Source organism: Novosphingobium kaempferiae (genome assembly GCF_021227995.1).
GTDB classification, from domain to species: Bacteria; Pseudomonadota; Alphaproteobacteria; order Sphingomonadales; family Sphingomonadaceae; genus Novosphingobium; species Novosphingobium kaempferiae.
Map to the genome: position 1 here is coordinate 3,992,794 of NZ_CP089301.1, position 18,853 is coordinate 4,011,646.

Annotated in this window: 19 protein-coding genes and 1 tRNA gene; 17 read left to right on the forward strand and 3 right to left on the reverse strand. The window is 68.5% G+C overall.

The window, feature by feature from the left end; genetic code table 11:
- The first annotated feature begins 31 nt into the window (after positions 1-31).
- From LO787_RS18190 to LO787_RS18245, 12 genes are read left to right on the forward strand one after another with little or no spacing between them, the layout of a single operon-like run.
- Positions 32-1,213, forward strand: a complete 1,182-nt coding sequence (locus LO787_RS18190) for a pyridoxal-phosphate-dependent aminotransferase family protein (RefSeq protein ID WP_420847820.1) — start codon at positions 32-34, stop codon at positions 1,211-1,213.
- Complete coding sequence (gene puuE, locus LO787_RS18195; RefSeq protein WP_232492399.1) at positions 1,210-2,103, forward strand: allantoinase PuuE; 894 nt, start codon at positions 1,210-1,212, stop codon at positions 2,101-2,103. The genes LO787_RS18190 and puuE overlap by 4 nt, the downstream gene beginning before the upstream one ends.
- Positions 2,090-2,470, forward strand: a complete 381-nt coding sequence (hpxZ, locus tag LO787_RS18200; protein ID WP_232492400.1) for an oxalurate catabolism protein HpxZ — start codon at positions 2,090-2,092, stop codon at positions 2,468-2,470. Before puuE ends, hpxZ begins: the two co-directional genes overlap by 14 nt.
- Positions 2,467-2,907, forward strand: a complete 441-nt coding sequence (gene uraD, locus LO787_RS18205) for a 2-oxo-4-hydroxy-4-carboxy-5-ureidoimidazoline decarboxylase (RefSeq protein WP_232492401.1) — start codon at positions 2,467-2,469, stop codon at positions 2,905-2,907. Before hpxZ ends, uraD begins: the two co-directional genes overlap by 4 nt.
- Entirely contained in the window at positions 2,904-4,328 is a 1,425-nt protein-coding gene (locus LO787_RS18210; protein ID WP_232492402.1) for an FAD-dependent oxidoreductase, read from the forward strand. The genes uraD and LO787_RS18210 overlap by 4 nt, the downstream gene beginning before the upstream one ends.
- A complete protein-coding gene (uraH, locus tag LO787_RS18215) occupies positions 4,325-4,657 on the forward strand; it encodes a hydroxyisourate hydrolase (protein WP_232492403.1) in 333 nt (110 codons plus the stop codon). Before LO787_RS18210 ends, uraH begins: the two co-directional genes overlap by 4 nt.
- A gap of 7 nt (positions 4,658-4,664) precedes the next feature.
- Entirely contained in the window at positions 4,665-6,098 is a 1,434-nt protein-coding gene (gene xdhA, locus LO787_RS18220; protein WP_232496366.1) for a xanthine dehydrogenase small subunit, read from the forward strand.
- A complete protein-coding gene (xdhB, locus tag LO787_RS18225) occupies positions 6,091-8,415 on the forward strand; it encodes a xanthine dehydrogenase molybdopterin binding subunit (RefSeq protein ID WP_232492404.1) in 2,325 nt (774 codons plus the stop codon). The genes xdhA and xdhB overlap by 8 nt, the downstream gene beginning before the upstream one ends.
- Complete coding sequence (gene xdhC / locus LO787_RS18230) at positions 8,412-9,335, forward strand: xanthine dehydrogenase accessory protein XdhC (protein ID WP_232492405.1); 924 nt, start codon at positions 8,412-8,414, stop codon at positions 9,333-9,335. Before xdhB ends, xdhC begins: the two co-directional genes overlap by 4 nt.
- Entirely contained in the window at positions 9,335-10,603 is a 1,269-nt protein-coding gene (guaD, locus tag LO787_RS18235) for a guanine deaminase (protein WP_232492406.1), read from the forward strand. The genes xdhC and guaD overlap by 1 nt, the downstream gene beginning before the upstream one ends.
- A complete protein-coding gene (locus LO787_RS18240; protein ID WP_232492407.1) occupies positions 10,600-11,610 on the forward strand; it encodes an adenosine deaminase in 1,011 nt (336 codons plus the stop codon). The genes guaD and LO787_RS18240 overlap by 4 nt, the downstream gene beginning before the upstream one ends.
- Position 11,611: 1 nt before the next feature.
- A complete protein-coding gene (locus tag LO787_RS18245; RefSeq protein ID WP_232492408.1) occupies positions 11,612-12,169 on the forward strand; it encodes a DUF4269 domain-containing protein in 558 nt (185 codons plus the stop codon).
- On the opposite strand, the gene LO787_RS18250 is transcribed toward LO787_RS18245, so the two are convergent.
- The 3 genes from LO787_RS18250 to LO787_RS18260 form a co-directional block, all read right to left on the reverse strand.
- On the reverse strand, positions 12,115-12,657 hold the full coding sequence (locus LO787_RS18250; protein ID WP_232492409.1) for a GNAT family N-acetyltransferase: 543 nt from the start codon (positions 12,655-12,657) through the stop codon (positions 12,115-12,117). The genes LO787_RS18245 and LO787_RS18250 overlap by 55 nt on opposite strands.
- A gap of 1 nt (position 12,658) precedes the next feature.
- A complete protein-coding gene (locus LO787_RS18255) occupies positions 12,659-13,834 on the reverse strand; it encodes an amino acid aminotransferase (RefSeq protein ID WP_232492410.1) in 1,176 nt (391 codons plus the stop codon).
- An 80-nt stretch (positions 13,835-13,914) separates the two neighbouring features.
- Positions 13,915-14,706, reverse strand: a complete 792-nt coding sequence (locus LO787_RS18260; RefSeq protein WP_232492411.1) for a DUF1134 domain-containing protein — start codon at positions 14,704-14,706, stop codon at positions 13,915-13,917.
- A 268-nt stretch (positions 14,707-14,974) separates the two neighbouring features.
- Here LO787_RS18260 and LO787_RS18265 point away from each other — a divergent pair.
- From LO787_RS18265 to LO787_RS18285, 5 genes are all read left to right on the forward strand, one after another.
- Positions 14,975-15,066 (forward strand) — tRNA-Ser (locus LO787_RS18265).
- A gap of 248 nt (positions 15,067-15,314) precedes the next feature.
- Positions 15,315-15,479 (forward strand): hypothetical protein, encoded by a 165-nt coding sequence (locus LO787_RS18270; RefSeq protein WP_232492412.1) that lies wholly within the window; start codon positions 15,315-15,317, stop codon positions 15,477-15,479.
- A gap of 68 nt (positions 15,480-15,547) precedes the next feature.
- On the forward strand, positions 15,548-16,126 hold the full coding sequence (locus tag LO787_RS18275; protein WP_232492413.1) for an ANTAR domain-containing response regulator: 579 nt from the start codon (positions 15,548-15,550) through the stop codon (positions 16,124-16,126).
- Positions 16,126-17,340: an ABC transporter substrate-binding protein gene (locus tag LO787_RS18280; protein ID WP_232492414.1), complete on the forward strand. Its 1,215-nt coding sequence runs from the start codon at positions 16,126-16,128 to the stop codon at positions 17,338-17,340. Before LO787_RS18275 ends, LO787_RS18280 begins: the two co-directional genes overlap by 1 nt.
- A gap of 214 nt (positions 17,341-17,554) precedes the next feature.
- Positions 17,555-18,823 carry a nitrate/nitrite transporter gene (locus LO787_RS18285; RefSeq protein ID WP_232492415.1) on the forward strand — a complete coding sequence of 423 codons (1,269 nt, stop codon included), beginning with the start codon at positions 17,555-17,557 and terminating at the stop codon, positions 18,821-18,823.
- Positions 18,824-18,853 lie beyond the last annotated feature (30 nt).

Consider the following 18,853-nt stretch of genomic DNA (forward strand, 5'->3'; position numbering starts at 1 on the left):
CGGAGAGATCGATCCGCCCCAGCGCCTGCTGATGGGCCCGGGCCCGATCAACGCCCACCCGCGCGTGCTGCGGGCGATGAGCGCCGATCTCCTCGGCCAGTTCGATCCCGAGATGACCGGGTTCATGAATCAGGTCATGGCGCTCTATCGCCCGATCTTCGGAACCGAAAACAAGTGGACGATGCTGGTGGACGGCACCGCCCGCGCCGGGATCGAGGCGGCGCTGGTCAGCCTCGTCGCGCCGGGCGACGTCGTGCTGGTCGTCAATTTCGGCCGCTTCGGCCTGCTGCTGAGCGAGATTCTCCAGCGCATCGGCGCGGTGATCGAGACGGTCGATGCGCCCTGGGGCGAAGTCGTGCCGATGGAGCGCATCGCCGACGCCATCGCCCGCGTGCATCCCAAGATCGTCGCGACCATCCACGGCGACACTTCGACGACGATGGCGCAGCCGCTCGAAGGCTTCGGCGAACTGTGCCGCCAGGCTGGCGCGCTGTCCTATGTCGATGCGACCGCGACCATCGGCGGCATGGAGCTGGCCGCAGACCGCTGGGGCGTCGATATCGTCACCGGTGGCCTCCAGAAGTGCCTCGGCGGGCCGTCCGGCTCCGCGCCGATCACCATCTCCGACAAGGCCGCCGAGCACATCGGCCGTCGCCGCCATGTCGAGAAGGGCATCCGCAGTGAGGGCATGGTCGATGGCGTGGGGCCGCGCATCGGCTCCAACTACTTCGACCTCGCGATGATCATGGACTACTGGTCCGAAAAGCGCCTCAACCACCATACCGAGGCGACCTCGATGCTCTACGCGGCGCGCGAATGCGCCCGCATCATGCTGGGGGAGGGCCTGGATGCGCGCTACACCCGCCACGCCTCGGCAGGCCGTGCGATGACCGCGGGCCTGCGCGCGATGGGCCTGACGGTATTCGGCGACGACCGCTATCGCATGACCAACGTGACCGGCGTCCATATCCCCGAAGGCGTGGACGGCGAGGCGGTGCGCAAGGCGATGCGCGAACTGTTCGAGATCGAGATCGGCACCGCCTTCGGCCCGCTCCAAGGCAAGATCTGGCGCATCGGCGCGATGGGTTACAACGCGGCGAAGCACAAGGTTCTGCTGACGCTGGCGGCGCTGGAATCGTGCCTGCGCATGGAAGGCTTCGCGCTTCCGCTGGGCGAGGCGGTTCCGGCGGCGATGGCGGCGTGGGAGGCATGACCTCCCGCGACCTCGCCGGCTACGGGCAGACCCCGCCCGACCCGCAGTGGCCGAACGGCGCGCGCGTGGCGGTGCAGTTCGTCGTCAATTACGAGGAAGGCGCGGAAAACAGCGTCCTCAACGGCGACAAGGGCTCCGAGGCGTTCCTTTCCGAAATGGTCGGCGCGGGCAGTCACCCGGACCGGGCGATGGCGATGGAAAGCCTCTACGAATACGGCAGCCGCGCCGGGTTCTGGCGCCTCCACCGCCTGTTCACCGAGCGCGGATTGCCCGTGACCGTCTTCGGCGTCGCGAAGGCCATGGAGATGAACCCCGAGGCGGTCGAGGCGATGCTGGCGGCCGACTGGGAGATCGCCAGCCACGGCTTGCGCTGGATCGACTACCAGTACCAGCCGGAAGAGGTCGAACGGGCCCATATCGCGGAGGCCATCGCGCTCCACGAGAAGCTCACCGGTTCGCGCCCGCTCGGGTGGTATCAGGGCCGGACCTCGCCCAACACCGCGCGCCTCGTCGCGGAGGAGGGCGGGTTCCTCTACGATGCCGACAGCTACGCCGACGACCTGCCCTATTGGGATACCCGCCACGGCAAGCCGCAGCTCATCGTGCCCTACACGCTCGACGTCAACGACATGAAGATCGTCGCGCTCAACGGCTTTACCGAGGGCGAGCAGTTCTTCCGCCACATGCGCGATACCTTCGACCAGCTTCGCGAGGAGGGCGGGCGCATGATGTCGATCGGCCTCCACGGTCGCATCGCCGGCAAGCCCGGCCGTGCGCGCTGGCTGGCGCGGTTCATGGATCATGTGATCGCCAGCGGCGACGCCTGGGTCGCCCGCCGTATCGACATCGCGCGGCACTGGATGGAGGTGCATCCCCATGCGGATCAATGACCCCGTGCTGCTCGCCGAAGTGACGCACGCCTTCCACACCTACGAGACGGCGCTGATGGCCGACGACATCCCGGCGATGGACGCGCTGTTCCACGATGCCCCCACAACCAACCGCTACGGCGTGGGCGAGGTGCTCTACGGGATCGAGGAGATCCGCGAGTTCCGCAAGGGACGCGGCGGTTCTCCGCAGCGCAGGCTGGGCCGCGTCGCGATCACCGTCTACGACGACGCCTTCGCCACCGCCGATGCCGAGTTCTTCCGCGAAGGCTCGGAACGCCGGGGCCGCCAGACGCAATCCTGGGTGAAGTTCGCCGACGGCTGGAAAGTCGTCTCCGCCCATGTCAGCCTGGAGGGTACGACCTCGTGACCGCCCTGTTCGAGCACAGCCCCTGGGTCGAGGAACGCGCCGATGCGCGGCCTTCGACCGGCGACCGCCACGCCGATCTCATGGCCGTGATGTACGATGCGACGCCGGAGGAGCAACTCGCGCTTATCCGTGCCCACCCCGAACTCGCGGGCAAGGCGGCGATCGACCGGACTCTCACCGAAGCCAGCACCGCCGAGCAGGCCAGCGCCGGGCTCGACCGCCTTACGCCGGACGAATACGCCGAATTCCATCGCCTCAACGCCGCCTATCGGGATCGCTTCGACTTCCCCTTCATCATCTGCGTGCGCCTGACCGACAAGGCTGGTATCCTCGCTGCGATGGAACGCCGCCTCGCGAACGACCGCGAGACCGAAGTGGCCACCGCGCTGGAGCAGATCGGCGAGATCGTCCGCCTGCGTCTGGAAGACATGAAATGACTGACAAGATCGGACTGCCCGCGCTCGAGGCGCAGCTGGCTCGCGAACTGGAGCTGATCGGGTTTGCCCGCCCTGAATGGGTGCGCTCGCGCACGCTGGATGGGGAAGCGGTGCTCGACGTCGCGGTGATCGGCGGCGGCCAGTGCGGCCTTTCCGCCGCGCTCGGCCTGCGGCGCGAGGGCGTGACCAATGTCGTGGTCTTCGATGAAAACGCTGCCGGGTTCGAAGGGCCTTGGGAGACTTACGCGCGCATGGTCACGCTGCGTACGCCCAAGCATTTGAATCCCATCGATTTCGGTGTCCCCTCGCTGACCTATCGCGCCTGGTGGGAGGCGCAGCATGGCAGCGCGGGCTGGGAAGCGGTCGACAAGATCGCGCGCGGCGACTGGATGGAATACCTGCGCTGGTATCGTCGCGTGCTCGACCTGCCGGTGCGCAACGGCGCCAAGCTGGAGCGGATCGAGCCGCTGCCGGAACTCGGCCTGCACCGCCTGCACTTCGCGGGCGGCGCGATGGAGCATGCGCGCAAGGTGGTGCTCGCCACCGGCATCCAGGGCGGCGGGGAATGGCACACGCCCGCGATGGTGAGCGACAACCTGCCTCGGCATCTCTGGGCGCATACCAGCGAGCCGATCGACTTCGGCAAGCTGCACGGCAAGCGCATCGGCGTGCTCGGCGGCGGCGCTTCGGCGTTCGACAACGCCAACTTCGCGCTGACGCAGGGCGTGGCGGCGGCGGAAGTCTTCATGCGGCGCAAGCAGTTGCCGCGCATCAACCCGATCCGCTTCATGGAGCGCGTCGGCTTCACCGCCCGCTATCCCGCGCTCGACGATGCGACCAAGTATGCGGCGATGGACGCTTTCCTCGGCCACAATCAGCCGCCGACCAACGACACGTTCGAGCGCGCAGCGGCATGGCCCGGCTTCGCGCTGCACCTCGGCGCACCGTGGCTGGACGTGAAGGAGCACGATGGGCTGGTCCGCGTGATGACGCCGCATGGCGTGCATGACTTTGATTTCGTGGTCATTTCTACCGGCCTGCTGAGCGATCCCGGCCTGCGCCCCGAACTGGCCGACCTCGCCGGCCTGATCGCGCGCTGGGGCGACCGCGTCACCGCGCCGGGCAAGCCCAACGCGCTGATCGACGCGCATCCCTATCTCGGCGATGCCTTCGAGTTCCTCCCGCGCGAGGGCGTGGACGGCGCGCCGCTGCATGGGCTGTTCGCCTTCAACTATTCCGCGCTGGTGAGCCTCGGGCTTTCGGCCTCGGCTCTGTCGGGGCTGCACAATGCGCTGCCCCGGCTGGTGAAGGGCGTTGCGGACCAGCTGTTTCTTGACGATCGCGAGGCTCTGGTGGCCGATTTCCTCGACTACGACGAACATGAATTTCTCGGCCAGTGGCCCCGGGAGGCGGTCGCATGAGCAGCCTCAGCACGCACGTCCTCGACACCACGCACGGCGCACCCGCGACGGGGATTTCGCTCTGTCTGGAGACCGGATCGGGCACGATCCTGTTCACCGGCGAGACCAACGCAGATGGCCGTTGTCCGGGGCTTCCGGCGCTGCCGACGGGCACTTACCGGCTGACTTTCGCGGTCGCCGCCTATTTCCGGTCCAAGGGCATCAAGCTGCCCGAGCCGCCGTTCCTCGACCATGTCTCGATCGATTTCGGCATCGCCGATCCCGATGGGCACTACCACGTTCCGCTGCTGGTTTCGCCCTTCGGCTACTCGACGTACCGGGGGAGCTGACTTGACGGTGCGCTTCCTTCTCGACGGCGAAACGGTCGAACTGGATGCGGTCGATCCGACCGCGACGGTGCTCGATCACCTGCGCTACCGGATGCGCCGCACCGGCACCAAGGAGGGCTGCGCCGAGGGGGACTGCGGGGCCTGCACCGTGCTCGTCGGCGCGCTGGAGGGCGAGGAAATCGCCTGGCGCGCGGTCAATTCCTGCATCCAGTTCCTGCCGATGCTCAACGGCAAGGCGCTGTTGACGGTGGAGTCACTGAACTGCACCAAGGGCGCACAGAGCGCCACCGAGGGCGCATTGAACGACCTTCAGGCGCACATGGCGGCGAACGGCAGCTCACAGTGCGGGTTCTGCACGCCGGGCTTCGTGATGTCGCTCCACGGACGCACCATCGGCGCTCGCGGATGTGAACTTCCGGTCGAGGACGTCATCGCCGGCAACCTGTGTCGCTGCACCGGATATGGTCCGATCATCGAGGCGGGCGAATGCGCCGCTCCGTGCCGCTCCGATGATGCCCCCGTGGTTGAGGCGCTCAAGGGATTGTCGCTCAGCACTTCGGGCGAGTGGCAGGGGCGTCGCTGGTTCGCGCCGCGGTCGAGCGATGAGCTTGCCGCGCTGCTGGCCGAGCATCCCGAAGCACGTCTTGTCGCCGGGGCGACCGACGTGGGGCTCTGGGTGACAAAGGGGCTGCGCACGCTCGATACCGTGATCTTCCTTGGCGACGTGGCCGACCTTTCGACCATCGAGGAAACCGACGAGGCGCTGATCCTCGGCGCGGGGGTGCGTTATGCCGATGCCCATGCGGCGATGGCGCGGCTGCATCCCGAGCTGGGCGAGCTGGTGCGGCGCATCGGCGGGCTGCAGGTTCGCAATGCCGGGACCGTGGGCGGCAACATCGCCAACGGCTCGCCCATCGGTGACGGACCGCCCGCGCTGATCGCGCTGGGCGCGGAACTGACGCTGCGCAGCGCGGCCGGGCGGCGGACGATGCCGCTGGAGGACTATTTCCTCGCCTATGGCAAGCAGGACCGCCAGCCCGGTGAGTTCGTCGAGTCCGTGCGCATTCCGCGCCCCGGTCCGGATGCGGTGATCCACATCGCCAAGCTGTCCCGCCGGTTCGACAGCGATATCTCGGCGGTCTGCGGCGCCTTCGCGCTGAGCGTGACCGACGGCACCGTTACCGCCGCGCGCGTGGCGTTCGGCGGCATGGCGGCGACCCCGAAGCGCGCCGCCGCCTGCGAGGCCGCGCTGACCGGCGCGCCTTTCATCGAAGCGACCATCGAGGCCGCTGCCGAGGCGCTGCGGGCAGACTATCAGCCGCTCTCCGATGTGCGCGGTTCGTCTGACTACCGCCTCGACGCCGCCGCCAACCTGCTGCGTCGCCTGTGGCTGCGCTCGCAGGGCGTTGCCATCTCGGTGCTGGAGGCCACCCATGGCTGAGCGCGACCCCGCCTGGAAGGTGGTGCCCAAGCCCTCCCACCCGCACGACAGCGCGCGGCTGCATGTCGCGGGCGAGGCGCGCTATGCTGACGACCTCGCCGAACCCGCCGACATGCTCCACCTCGCCTTCGGCCAGTCGAGCGAGGCGCGGGCGCGGATCGTGGCGATGGACCTGTCCGCCGTGCGCGCGTCGCCGGGCGTGGTGGCGGTCTACACCGCCGCCGACATTCCCGGTGCGAACGACGTCAGCCCGGTGGCGGGCGACGACCGCCTGCTGGCGGATGGCGAGGTCGTCACCCATGGCCAGTCGATCTTCCTCGTCGCCGCGACCAGCCAGCGCGCCGCCCGCATCGCCGCGCGTCTGGGCAAAGTCGAGTACGAACCGCTTCCCGCCGCGCTCACCATCGCCGAGGCACAGGCCGCGAACTCCCACATCGAGCCGGTGCAGCGCATGGCGCGCGGCGATGCCGCCGCCGCGCTCGCCGGCGCGCCGCATCGGCGCTCGGGCCGGTTCGACATGGGCGGGCAGGACCACTTCTACCTCGAAGGGCAGGTCTCCGTCGCCACGCCCGGCGAGGACGGGCAGGTCCATGTCCTGTGCTCCACCCAGCACCCGAGCGAGGTCCAGCACCTCGTCGCGCACATGCTCCACGTCTCGTCCGCCGACGTAACGATCGAGGTGCGGCGCATGGGTGGCGCGTTCGGCGGCAAGGAGACGCAGGCCGCGTTGTTCGCCGCTGCCGCCGCGCTCGTCGCGAGCAAGACCGGTCGTCCCGCCAAGTTCCGCTGCGATCGTGACGACGACATGGTGATGACCGGCAAGCGCCATCCCTTCGAGGTCGCCTATGAGGTCGGCTTCGACGATGCCGGGCACCTGCTGGCGCTGTCGCTGCACCTCGCCTCGGCCTGCGGGGCGACTGTGGACCTGTCGCCCGCGATCAACGACCGCGCGATGTTCCATTCGGACAACTGCTACTTCCTGCCGGACGTGGAGATCGTGTCCGAGCGGCTGAAGACCAACACCGTCTCCGCCACCGCGTTCCGGGGCTTCGGCGGCCCGCAGGGGATGCTGGCGATCGAGCGTGTGGTGGACGACGTCGCCGCCGCGCTCGGCCTCGATCCGCTCGACGTGCGCATGGCCAACCTCTACGGCCCGGGCCGGGAGACGACGCCTTACGAAATGGTCGTCGCCGACAACGTGGCCCCGCAGATCATGGCGCGCTTGCGTGAGACTTCGCGTTACGATGAGCGCGCGCAGGCCGTCGATGCGTTCAATGCCGCCAGTCCGGTACTCAAGAAGGGCATCGCGCTGACGCCGGTGAAGTTCGGCATCAGCTTCACCACCACCCATCTCAACCAGGCGGGCGCGCTCGTCCACGTCTATGCCGACGGGTCGATCCAGGTGAACCACGGTGGCACCGAGATGGGGCAGGGGCTCTACACCAAGGTCGCGCGCGTGGTGGCGGATGTCTTCGCGGTGCCGATGGAGACGATCCGCATCACCGCCACGCGCACCGACAAGGTGCCCAACACTTCGGCCACGGCGGCGAGTTCGGGTGCGGACCTCAACGGCATGGCCGCACACAACGCGGCCACGACGATCCGCGACCGGCTGGTCGAGTTCCTCGCCCGCACTTACGGACTGCCCGAGAGCGACGTCCACTTCACGCCGGGCGGCGTGCTGGTCGGCGCGGAGACGCTGACGTTCGGGCAGGTGGCGCGCAAGGCGCACATGGGGCGCATCTCGCTGTCTTCCACCGGCTACTACGCGACGCCGGGGATCGACTACGACCGCTCGGTCTTCAAGGGCCGCCCGTTCTACTACTTCGCCTACGGCGCGGCGGTGAGCGAGGTGGTGATCGACACCCTGACCGGCGAGCATAAGGTTCTGGCGGTGGACATCCTCCACGATGTCGGCCGCTCGCTGAACCCGGTGATCGACAAGGGCCAGATCGAGGGCGGCTTCATCCAGGGGCAGGGCTGGCTGACGACCGAGGAACTGGTGTGGGACGGCAAGGGGCGCCTGCTGACGCACAGTCCCGCGACCTACAAGATTCCCACCGCGTCCGACCGCCCGAAGCACTTCATCGTGACCTTGTGGGACGGCGAGAACGTGGAGCCGACCATCAACCGTTCGAAGGCGGTGGGCGAGCCGCCGTTCATGCTGGCGATCTCGGTCTTCTCGGCACTGAACCGGGCGGTCGCGGCCACCGCGCCCGACAGGCGCGCGCTGCCGCCGCTCGACGCGCCGTGTACGCCCGAGCGCATCCTCAAGGCCATCGCGGCGCACAAGGCCGCCGCCAAGGCCGTTGCATGACCCAGTGGATAGGCTGGCTGCGACGGCTGGACCCCATGGTCCCGACCGCGATGGTGAGCGTGCTCGCCAGCGAGGGCTCCGCGCCGCGCGGGGCGGGGACGCGGATGCTGGTGACGGCGGGCGCGCAGGAAGGGACCATCGGCGGCGGCCAGCTCGAATACCGCGCGGTGGAGCAGGCGCGCGCCATCCTCGACCATGCGCCGGGGACGTGGCGGGTGCAGGACTATCCGCTCGGCCCGCTGCTGGGCCAGTGCTGCGGCGGGCGGGTGCGCGTTCTGGTCGAGCATCTCGACGCGGGCGCGCTGGGCTGGCTGCACGATGCCGAGCCGGGCCGGATGCTGGCGACGCGGTTCGAGCCCGATGCGGTCAGGCGCGATGTGTTCGAGCGCGAGACGGCGACCCGCCAGTCCGCGCGCGGCGACCGGCCCGAGGCGGGCGTGCGCATCGTCGAGCCGGTGGGCGAGCGGCCGCGTCCGGTCTATCTCTTCGGCGCGGGCCATGTCGGGCAGGCCATCGCCCGCCACATGACCGGGCTGCCGCTACAGCTCGCATGGTTCGACACCCGGCCCGAGCAGGGGCACATCGACGGCGTGACCGTGGTGGCGGAAGAGGACATCGCGACCTGCGTGGCCGAGGCTCCCGCGGATGCGGCGGTGCTGATCCTGACGCACGACCATCCGCTCGACTACCACCTGACGCTGGCGGCGCTGGGCCGGGCCGATCCGCTCGCCTTCGTCGGCCTGATCGGCTCGTCCACCAAGATCGCGCGGTTCCGCTCGCGGCTGAGGGCGGACGGCCTTCCACCCGAGGCGCTGGACCGTCTCACCGCGCCGATCGGCGTTCCCGGCGTCTCCGGCAAGGAGCCCGACGTGATCGCCATCGCCGTCTGCGCACAGCTGCTGCAATTGAGGGGCAAGTGATGATCCGCGCCTATCGCGCCGAACTGCTGTCGGTATCCCACGATTCCCCCGACGCCGTGCGCCACGAACCCGATGGCCTGCTGGCGGTCGAGGACGGCGTGGTCATCGCGCGCGGGGCCTGGGCGGACCTTGCGGACAGCTACCCCGACGCCGAGCCGCTGGCCGGCCTCGTCGTGCCGGGCTTCATCGACGCGCATGTCCATTACCCGCAGACCGACCGCATCGCCTCCTATGGCGAGCAGCTGCTGGACTGGCTCGACAAGCATATCTTCCCGGCGGAAAAGGCCTTCGCCGACCGCGCCCATGCCGATGCGGTGGCGGCGTTCTTCCTCGACGAACTGCTGCGCAACGGCACCACCAGCGCGCTGGTCTATCCGACCGTCCACGAACAGTCGGTCGACGCCCTGTTCGAAGCGGCGCTGGAGCGACGGATGCGGATCGTCTCGGGCAAGGTGCTGATGGACCTCGGCCCCGATGGCCTGCGCGACACCGTGGCGTCGGGCCGGGCAGAGACCGAGGCGCTGATCCGCCGCTGGCGCGGACGCGGGCGGCTCGGCTATGCGGTGACGCCGCGCTTCGCGCTCGCCTCCAGCGACGAGCAGCTGGCGGACGCGGGCGCGCTGCTGGCGGAGCATCCCGAAGTGCTGATGCACACGCACCTGTCGGAGAACGTCCACGAAGTCGCTGCCGTCGCCGCGCGCTTCCCGGACAGCGCGGACTACCTCGACGCCTACGACCGCTTCGGCCTCGTCACCCCGCGCTCGGTTTTCGCGCACGGCATCCACCTCTCGGACCGCGCCTGCTCGCGCCTGCACGAGAGCGGGGCGGGAGTGGCGGTGTGCCCCTCGTCGAACCTGTTCCTCGGCTCCGGGCACTTCAACTTCGGGCAGGCAGACCGCCATGCCCTGCGGCTCGGCCTCGGCACCGACGTGGGGGCGGGCACCTCGTTCTCGATGCTGCGCACGGCGGGGCTCGCCTATCAGGTGGCGCTGGCGCGGGAGGACCGGCTGGACCCGTTCCGCGCGCTCTACCTCGCCACGGCGGGCAGCGCCTCGCTGCTCCACATCGCCGACCGCGTGGGCGCGCTGGAAGTGGGGCAGGAGGCGGACTTCGTGGTGCTCGACAGCGCATCGACGCCGTTGATGGCGCGCCGTACCGCAGGCGCCGACCTTGCCACGCGCCTCTTCGCGCTCCAGATACTGGGGGACGAACGCGCCATCGCCCGCACTTACGTCATGGGCGAATGCGCGTACAAAAGGACACCATGACCGACCTCGACACCTTCATCACCGGCCTGCCCAAGGCCGAACTGCACCTGCATATCGAGGGTAGCCTGGAGCCCGAACTGATGTTCGAACTGGCCCAGCGCAACGCCGTCGCCATCCCCTACGCCTCGGTGGAGGAAGTGCGGGCGGCCTACGACTTCTCGAACCTGCAGGACTTCCTCGACATCTACTACGCGGGCGCGGACGTGCTGCGGACGCGGGCGGACTTCCACGACCTCGCGATGGCGTATTTCGCGCGCGCGGCGGCGGATGGCGTGGTCCATGCCGAGATCATGTTCGACCCCCAGACCCACACCGACCGCGGCATCGCCTTCGAGGAAGTGATCGAGGGCCTGCTGTCCGCCATGCGCGCCGCCGAGGCCGAATACGGCCTGACCTCGCAACTGATCCTCTCGTTCCTGCGCCACCTGTCGGAGGACGCCGCCTTCGCCACGCTGGAGATGGCCGAGCCCTGGCTCGACCGGATCGCCGCCGTCGGCCTCGACAGTTCGGAAGTCGGCCACCCGCCCGCCAAGTTCGCGCGCGTCTTCGCCACCGCCCGCGCGAAGGGCCTGAAGATCACCGCCCATGCCGGAGAGGAAGGCCCGCCCGCCTACGTCCACGAAGCGCTGGACCTGCTCGGCGTCGACCGCATCGACCACGGCAACCGCGCGCTGGAGGACGAGGCGCTGGTGGCGAGGCTGGCGGATGAGGGCATGACGCTGACGGTCTGCCCGCTGTCCAACCTTAAGCTCTGCGTCGTGAAGGATCTTGCCGACCACCCACTCGACCGGATGCTGGCGCTCGGCCTCAAGGCGACGGTCAATTCGGACGATCCGGCCTACTTCGGCGGTTACGTGGGCGACAACTACCGCGCCGTGGCGGCGGCGAGGGGGCTCTCTCGCGAGGACATCGTGACGCTGGCGCGCAACAGCTTCACCGGATCGTTCCTGCCGCCCGAAGTCGTGGCGTTCCACCTCGACCGGATCGAGGCCTACGCCGCGACCTGACATGGCCGACTGGCGCGAAGCCCTTGCGCAGAGCCGGGTGCTGGAAGTCCTCGCCCCGTTGGACCCGCACGTCGCGGGCACGTTCCCGCTTGGTCTCGACGTCGAGGGGAGCGACATCGACGTGCTGTGCCACGCGCCCGACGCCGCCGGTTTCGCGCAGGACGTATGGCAGGCCTTCGCCGGTTGCGCGGACTTCGCGATGCACCAGTGGGCGAGGGGCGAGCGCGCCGTCGTCGCCGCGTTCACGCTGCGGGGCGTGCCGTTCGAGATATTCGGCTCACCCCTGCCGGTGGTGGAGCAGGTCGGCTGGCAGCATTTCGACGTGGAGCGCAGGCTGCTCGACCTTGGCGGTCCGACCTTTCGCGACGCGGTGATGCAGGCGCGCGCCACGGGTGCGAAGACCGAGCCTGCCTTCGCGCAGGTGCTCGACCTGCCGGGCGATCCCTATGCCGCGATGCTGGCGCTGTCGGCGCTGGACGATGCCGGGTTGCGCGCCCGGATCGATCAGGCCAGCGGGCCTGCGGCAAAGCTTTTGCGCGTGATCTCGAAGATGACGTGATCGACCATGACGCCGCAGCGCTCGTAGCTGCGCGTCCGGCCTTCGACCAGTCGCCCGCCGATGTTCGCCATGGCCCGGCGCGACACCACGTTGTCGGCGCCGACCTGGAAGATCACGCGATCGAAGTGGGACAGCGCGTGCGCCAGCATCAGGCGCTTGAATTCGGCGTTCCAGCCCTTGCCCCAGCAGTCGCGGGCAAGGAACGACCAGCCGATCTCGATCTCGCCCGGCCCTTCGGCTTCGGGCGCGCCGTAGCGGCTCGAACCGACGATCGCGCCGGTGGCGTTGTCGACGATGGCGAAAGCCCCGCCACCTTCCAGCGCGTCATCGAAGAAGGCGCGGAACACCGGCTCCTGCCAGCGGTCGTGCGAGGGGTGGACGGCCCAGATCGCGGGATCGGAGGCGACCGCGAACAGCGCCTCCCAATCCGTGGGCAGCAGGGGCCGCAGCGTCAGCCGGTCCCCGACGAGAACCGGCTGCCGGTTCATGTCAGGCAGTCACGTCCGCGACGGCGGCGATGAACTGCTCGATGTTGCCCTTGGTCAGGCCCGCCACGTTGATGCGGCCCGATGCGGCGAAGTAGATGCCGTGCTTGGCGCGCATGGCCTGCACCTGCTCCGGGGTGAACGGGATGATCGAGAACAGGCCGTTCTGCGAACCCACCGGCGTCAGGTCGACGCCGCCGGTCTTGCCGGCCGCCTGAAGCGTGGCGCGCACTTCGCGCATGCGATCGCGCATCTCGTCCAGTTCGCCGAGCCACTGCGCGGTCAGGGTCTCGTCCTCGAGGATGAGGCGCACGGCGGCGGCGCCGTGATCTGGCGGCTGCGACCAGTTGGAGCGGGCCAGCGCATAGCCGTTCGACATCACCTTGGAGACATCGGCGGCATCGGCGACCATCACGTAGAGCGCGCCGACGCGGTCACGGTAGAGGCCGAAGTTCTTGTCGCACGAATAGCAGATCAGCGCTTCCGGCACGGCGGCGAGGACGCGGCGCAGGCCGTAGGCGTCCTCTTCCATGCCCTTGCCGAGACCCTGGTAGGCGAGGTCGAGCACGGGCAGGATGGTCGAGGCGGCGAGCAGGGCGGCGATCTCGTCCCACTCGGCGTTGGTGTAGTCGATGCCGGTCGGGTTGTGGCAGCAGCCGTGCAACAGGATGGCGTCGCCTTCCTGAGCCCCGGCGATGGCGGCGCGCAGGGCGTCCATGTCGGCGCCGTCAGCGGTGGCGTGGTTGAATTCGAGAACGTCGAGGCCGAGGTCGGCGCAGATCTGGTTGTGGTTCGGCCAGCTCGGCTTGCCGACGATGATGCGCTTGTAGCCCGCGCGCTGGACCATCGCGAGTGCGAGGCGCAGCGAACCGGTGCCGCCCGGGGTCTGCATGCCGTCGATGCGGCCGTCCATGGTCGGATTCGCCTTGCCGAACACGTAGGGCATCAGCTTTTCGACGAAGCCCATGTCGCCTTCGGGGCCGAGGTAGGCCTTGGTGTCCTGCCCGTCGACCAGCTTCTGCTCGGCCGCCTTGATCGCGGCGAACACCGGCGTCGCGCCATCGGCGGTCTTGTAGACGCCGACGCCGAGGTCGATCTTGTCCGCGCGCGGATCGTTGTTGTGGAGCTTGATGAGCGCGAGGAGCGCGTCGGCGGGCTGTTGCTTGAGGTCGTTGAGCATGGCGGGCGGCCCTTAGCCCTGCCTGCGATCCAGCGCAACCGCCTAGTGCAGCGGTCGCGTGGATGCGCAATAAAGTTACGTCAGAACGGCAGCCAGCTCTGCTTTTCGGAGAACTTCATGTAGCCGATGTTCGCGCCCAGGCGCAGGCCCGCGCCCGCGCGCACGGGAATCAGCACGGTGTTGCCGCGGCGCAGGTAGCTGACGGTGAAGCCGCCGACGAGATAGGCCTGACCCTCGCCCGCGCCGAAGCGGTGGAACAGTTCCTGCGTGTCGTAGAGGTTGTAGACCAGCACGAAGGCGTTGCCCGCGTTGGCGCCCGCGTCGAAGCCGATGGAGGGGCCGGTCCAGTAGACCGGGCGCTCGCCCTCGACCTTGTGGTGCAGCGTGCCCGAACCGTAGCGCAGGCCCACCGCGATCGCGCCGCCGGCCTCGCGCCCGACGATGTAGCCGTTGGGCTCGCCCTGCTTGGCGAGGAGATCCTTGATGATGTCGGCGAGGCCCTTCGCGCCCTTGCCGAACACGCCCTCGGCCGCGCCGATGAGGTCGTCCTCGCGATAGGTCGAGGTGTCCTGTGTCGCCACCGCAGGCGCGCCGGGGGCAGAAGGCGCGGGCGTCGGGGCAGGATAAGCGGGCGACTGGCCGCCGTTCCAGTCGGTCGCCGGGGGCGCTTCGACCGGAGTGCCGTTGCCCGGGTCTCCGGCAGGCGGAACGGGCGAATAGGTGGTGCCCTGATTGAGATCGGAGTCGATCGCGGCGTCCGGATCGACGGTCGTGACCTGCGCCATGGCGGGCGCGAGCGGCGTGAGCACCGTGAGCAGCGCCGCCGCGACCTTGACGGCGATCCCGCGGCCTTGCTTGTGATGTCCGATCATGGCGTGCTTACCTTCGTGCTGTTCCTGAGGCCGAATCCGGCGCTCCCACGTCCCCCGCGCACCGCGCGCGGTCAAAACTGGCGTCATCGCACAAGAATCCACCGCGCCTGACCTCGCAATGAACGGGCGACGACACGAGTCGGTTTTGCGGCAGGGCGAATCGAAAATCGGCGGAAACGGGTGGGGTTGTGCAAAAGTATTTTCTTGCGTGGTCCCCCCTTGTCGCCCTCGAATCCCCCCGCTATAGGCACCGCTCCAAGCCGCACTCGGAGACGTGGGTGAGTGGCTGAAACCAGCGGTTTGCTAAACCGTCGTGCCCTTAAGGGGGCACCCCGGGTTCGAATCCCGGCGTCTCCGCCACCATCGTCGGCTCAAAACGTTCCAAGTGATCTTGGAGCGTCTCAAAAATCATTTAAAATCAGGGCATTGGAAAGCTTTAGTTTTCCATGTATTCTCCTTGCGTCTCGCTGCTTCGCACCCCGAAATGAGGGGTCAAAGGGGGGTAGCGAGCCCTCAAAGGGAGGTGGAAAGGAGGGTTCGATTTGCCCTCCAAAGCACAATCTCAGCACCCTCAGGCGGGGTGGGCCGCTCTTCAGGAGCACTCAGTCATGACCCGCCGTGTTCAGAATCGCCTCAACGCCGTTGGTGTGCGCAACCAGACCAACCCCGGAAAATATGCCGATGGCGCAGGGCGCATTCATTCCCTGAAGCGCGCAGGCAACGCACAGGGCGGGCGGGTGTTCGAGGGCATTGCGTTACAAAGCGTGTCCTGACGCGCTGTTCGCCGAGGATTGACGAGGCCAAGCGAGTTGCGGCAATGCTCCCCGGCGAAGGGGCCTTCATGCGGATTGTCATCATCGACGACAGCGGGCTTCGGGCGACCGTGCTCGAAGAGGGGCTGCGCGATGCGGGTTACGATGACATCCACATCGTCCCGCCGCGCGGTGCCTTCGTCGCGCGTCTGGAGCGCATGGCGCCCGATGTCGTGCTCATGGACCTCGGCAGCCCGAGCCGCGATACGCTCGAGGAAATGCTCACCGTCAGCCGGGCATTGGCGCGGCCCATCGCGATGTTCGTGGACCAGTCGGACGAGGCGATGATCGGCGCGGCGATCGATGCGGGCGTGTCCGCCTATGTCGTCGACGGGCTGCGCAAGGAGCGTGTGAAGCCGGTGCTGGAGCTTGCGGTGCGCCGGTTCAATGCCTTCTCCCGCATGCAGACCGAACTCGAGGAGGCGCGCACCGCGCTGGCCGACCGCAAGGTGATCGACCGCGCCAAGTCCATCCTGATGAACCAGCGCGCCCTGTCGGAACAGGATGCCTATGCTCTGCTGCGCTCCACCGCGATGAACCAGGGGAAGAAGCTCGTCGACGTCGCGCAGGCGCTCATAACCGCCAGCGATCTGTTGGGAGGGATATAATGACGACCAGCCTTCGTATCGCCTTCCTGCCGCTCAACGACGTCGCCGTGCTGGCCGTCGCGCGCGAGCGCGGCTTTGCCGAGGAGGAGGGCATCGCGCTCGACCTCGTGCGCACGACGAGCTGGGCGACCCTGCGTGACCGGCTGGTCTACGGACAGGTGCAGGCCGCGCACATGCTGGCCCCGCTGGCGGTCGCGGTGACGCTGGGGCTGAGCCAGCAGCCTGCCGCGCTGGCGGCGCCCTTCAAGCTGGGCGTCAACGGCAACATGCTGGTCATGGCGAAGGACTTCGCCGCTGCGCTCGCTCCCGATCCTGCGGCGCGGCTGGCCGATCCGCTGGGCACCGCGCACGACTTCGCGGCGGCCATCGGGTTGTGGCGACGCAAGCCGGTGATCGGCGTCGTCCATCGCTTCTCCAGCCATGCGCTTATGCTGCGCTACTGGCTCGCCAGTGCGGGCGTGGACCCGGACCGCGATGTGGTGCTGCGCGTGTTGCCCCCTTCGTTGACGGTCGAAGCGATCCATGGCGGAGAGATCGACGGTTTCATCGCCGGCGAGCCATGGGGTAGCGCCGCCATCGATTCCGGGCGGGCCGAAGCCGTCGCCATCGGTGAGCGCATCTGGCAGCGCGGCGTCGAGAAAGTGCTGGCCTTCCGCGAGAACTGGCTGGACGAGAACCCGGACACCGTGGACCGCCTGCTGCGCGCGCTCGCCCGCGCCGCCGTCTGGTGCGACGAGCCCGGCAACCGGGAGGCGCTGGCCGATATCCTTGCCGATCCGCGCTACGTCGGCCAGCCGTCCGACCTGATCCTGCGCGCCCTGACCGGGACGATCGTTCCGAGGGCAGGCGACGCGGCGGTGTCGTCTCCCGACTTCGTGCTGTTCTCGCGGGAGGCGACATCGTTCCCGTGGCGCAGCCAAGCGCTGTGGATCTATTCGCAGCTGGTGCGCTGGAAAATGGCGGAGCCCTCCGACGAAACGGAGGCGAAGGCGGCGGCGGTGTTCCGCCCGGATGTTTATCGCCGCGCGCTGGCGGGCAGCGACCTGCCGATGCCGGGGGCGAGCATGAAGCTGGAGGGCGCCGTGGGTGCGCCGCTCGGGGTCGGATCGCGCAAGGGCGACCTCACGCTTGGCCCCGATCGCTTCTTCGACGGCCGCGTTTTCGATCCCGAGCGGATCGCGGACTACGTCTCGGGCTTTTCGCAGACCCGCTGAAATTCCACGCGATTTTGCATCTTGCCAGATTCAGCGAATCGCGTGACTATATGAACGTCGCGCGATGATGCGCGCCCATACCGGATAGCCGTCCCAAGGGCGGGAGGCCATCCTCACCGAAATTCGCAGCAAAGCCGCTGACCGGGCTCACCCCATGGTGACGTCCGGCCTGCGGCTTTTTTCGTTTCCGTTTCAGGGTTATGAGGGACACAAAATGGCAACCGCATACTGGCGACCCGATGACGAATCCGCCGCCGATCACGCGCAGTCTGATCTGGGAGCCAGCGCTTCCGTGAGCTTCTGGAAAGCCGGCCACGCGCCGACGCTCGTCGCGGCCTTCCTCTATTTCGACCTCGCCTTCATGGTGTGGGTGCTGCTCGGCCCGCTGGCGCCGGAAATCTCGAAGACGCTGGGCCTGACGCCTGCGCAAAAGGGCCTGATGGTCGCCGTGCCGACGCTGGCGGGCGCGCTGCTGCGCGTCGTCAACGGGCTGCTGGTGGACCGCATCGGCCCCAAACGTTCGGGCGCGATCAACCAGATCATCGTCATCCTCGGCCTGTTCACGGCCTGGACGATGGGCGTCAGCAGCTTTGGCGGCACGCTGGCGCTGGGCGTGATCCTGGGCTTTGCGGGCGCCAGCTTCGCGGTGGCGCTGCCGCTGGCGAGCCGGTGGTATCCGCCCGAACATCAGGGCAAGGCGATGGGCCTTGCGGGCATGGGCAATTCGGGCACCGTCTTCGCCGCCCTGTTCGCGCCGACGCTGGCGAAGATGTTCGGCTGGAATGCGGTGCTGGGCCTTGCCTGCATCCCGCTGGTGGCCGTGCTGGCGATCTACCTCGCCATCGCCAAGGACGCCCCCAATCCGCCCGCGCCGCGCAAGTTCGTGGACTATGCCGCGCTGCTCAAGCAGGCCGATGCGTGGTGGCTGATGGCCTTCTATGCCGTGACGTTCGGCGGCTTCGTTGGCCTTGCCGCATCGCTGCCGATCTACTTCACCGACCAGTTCGGCCTCAGCACCGTGGTCGCCGGATACTGCACCGCAGGCTGCGTCTTCGCGGGATCGCTGGTGCGCCCGATGGGCGGCGCGCTGGCTGACCGGATCGGCGGCGTGAAGGCGCTGATGATGGTTTATGCGGCGGCGGTGATCGCGCTTGTCGGCGTGTCGCAGGCGCCCAGCCTTGCCGCCGCGCTGGCGCTGTTCGTGCTGGCCATGCTGGCGCTGGGCACCGGCAACGGTTCCGTGTTCCAGCTGGTCCCGCAGCGCTTCCAGGCAGAGATCGGCGTGATGACCGGGCTTGTCGGCATGGCGGGCGGCATCGGCGGGTTCTACCTCGCCAGCTCGCTCGGCCTTGCCAAGCAGTTCACCGGCAGTTTTGCGCCGGGCTTCCTGATCTTTGCCGGCCTTGCAGTCGTGGCCCTTGCCTCCGTGGCGATGGTCAAGGCCCGCTGGCGCGCGACCTGGAAAACCGGCGCACGCATCTGAGCCGGCAACCGGGGCGGCGGTTCCCAAGCC

What these genes read in the sequence shown, in the direction of transcription:
- LO787_RS18190 (WP_420847820.1), top strand. Translation starts at nt 32, where the DNA reads ATGGGCCCGGGCCCGATCAACGCCCACCCGCGCGTGCTGCGGGCGATG.
- puuE (WP_232492399.1), top strand. Translation starts at nt 1,210, where the DNA reads ATGACCTCCCGCGACCTCGCCGGCTACGGGCAGACCCCGCCCGACCCG.
- hpxZ (WP_232492400.1), top strand. Translation starts at nt 2,090, where the DNA reads ATGCGGATCAATGACCCCGTGCTGCTCGCCGAAGTGACGCACGCCTTC.
- LO787_RS18210 (WP_232492402.1), top strand. Translation starts at nt 2,904, where the DNA reads ATGACTGACAAGATCGGACTGCCCGCGCTCGAGGCGCAGCTGGCTCGC.
- uraH (WP_232492403.1), top strand. Translation starts at nt 4,325, where the DNA reads ATGAGCAGCCTCAGCACGCACGTCCTCGACACCACGCACGGCGCACCC.
- xdhB (WP_232492404.1), top strand. Translation starts at nt 6,091, where the DNA reads ATGGCTGAGCGCGACCCCGCCTGGAAGGTGGTGCCCAAGCCCTCCCAC.
- xdhC (WP_232492405.1), top strand. Translation starts at nt 8,412, where the DNA reads ATGACCCAGTGGATAGGCTGGCTGCGACGGCTGGACCCCATGGTCCCG.
- guaD (WP_232492406.1), top strand. Translation starts at nt 9,335, where the DNA reads ATGATCCGCGCCTATCGCGCCGAACTGCTGTCGGTATCCCACGATTCC.
- LO787_RS18240 (WP_232492407.1), top strand. Translation starts at nt 10,600, where the DNA reads ATGACCGACCTCGACACCTTCATCACCGGCCTGCCCAAGGCCGAACTG.
- LO787_RS18245 (WP_232492408.1), top strand. Translation starts at nt 11,612, where the DNA reads ATGGCCGACTGGCGCGAAGCCCTTGCGCAGAGCCGGGTGCTGGAAGTC.
- LO787_RS18250 (WP_232492409.1), bottom strand. Translation starts at nt 12,657, where the DNA reads ATGAACCGGCAGCCGGTTCTCGTCGGGGACCGGCTGACGCTGCGGCCC.
- LO787_RS18255 (WP_232492410.1), bottom strand. Translation starts at nt 13,834, where the DNA reads ATGCTCAACGACCTCAAGCAACAGCCCGCCGACGCGCTCCTCGCGCTC.
- LO787_RS18260 (WP_232492411.1), bottom strand. Translation starts at nt 14,706, where the DNA reads ATGATCGGACATCACAAGCAAGGCCGCGGGATCGCCGTCAAGGTCGCG.
- LO787_RS18270 (WP_232492412.1), top strand. Translation starts at nt 15,315, where the DNA reads ATGACCCGCCGTGTTCAGAATCGCCTCAACGCCGTTGGTGTGCGCAAC.
- LO787_RS18275 (WP_232492413.1), top strand. Translation starts at nt 15,548, where the DNA reads ATGCGGATTGTCATCATCGACGACAGCGGGCTTCGGGCGACCGTGCTC.
- LO787_RS18280 (WP_232492414.1), top strand. Translation starts at nt 16,126, where the DNA reads ATGACGACCAGCCTTCGTATCGCCTTCCTGCCGCTCAACGACGTCGCC.
- LO787_RS18285 (WP_232492415.1), top strand. Translation starts at nt 17,555, where the DNA reads ATGGCAACCGCATACTGGCGACCCGATGACGAATCCGCCGCCGATCAC.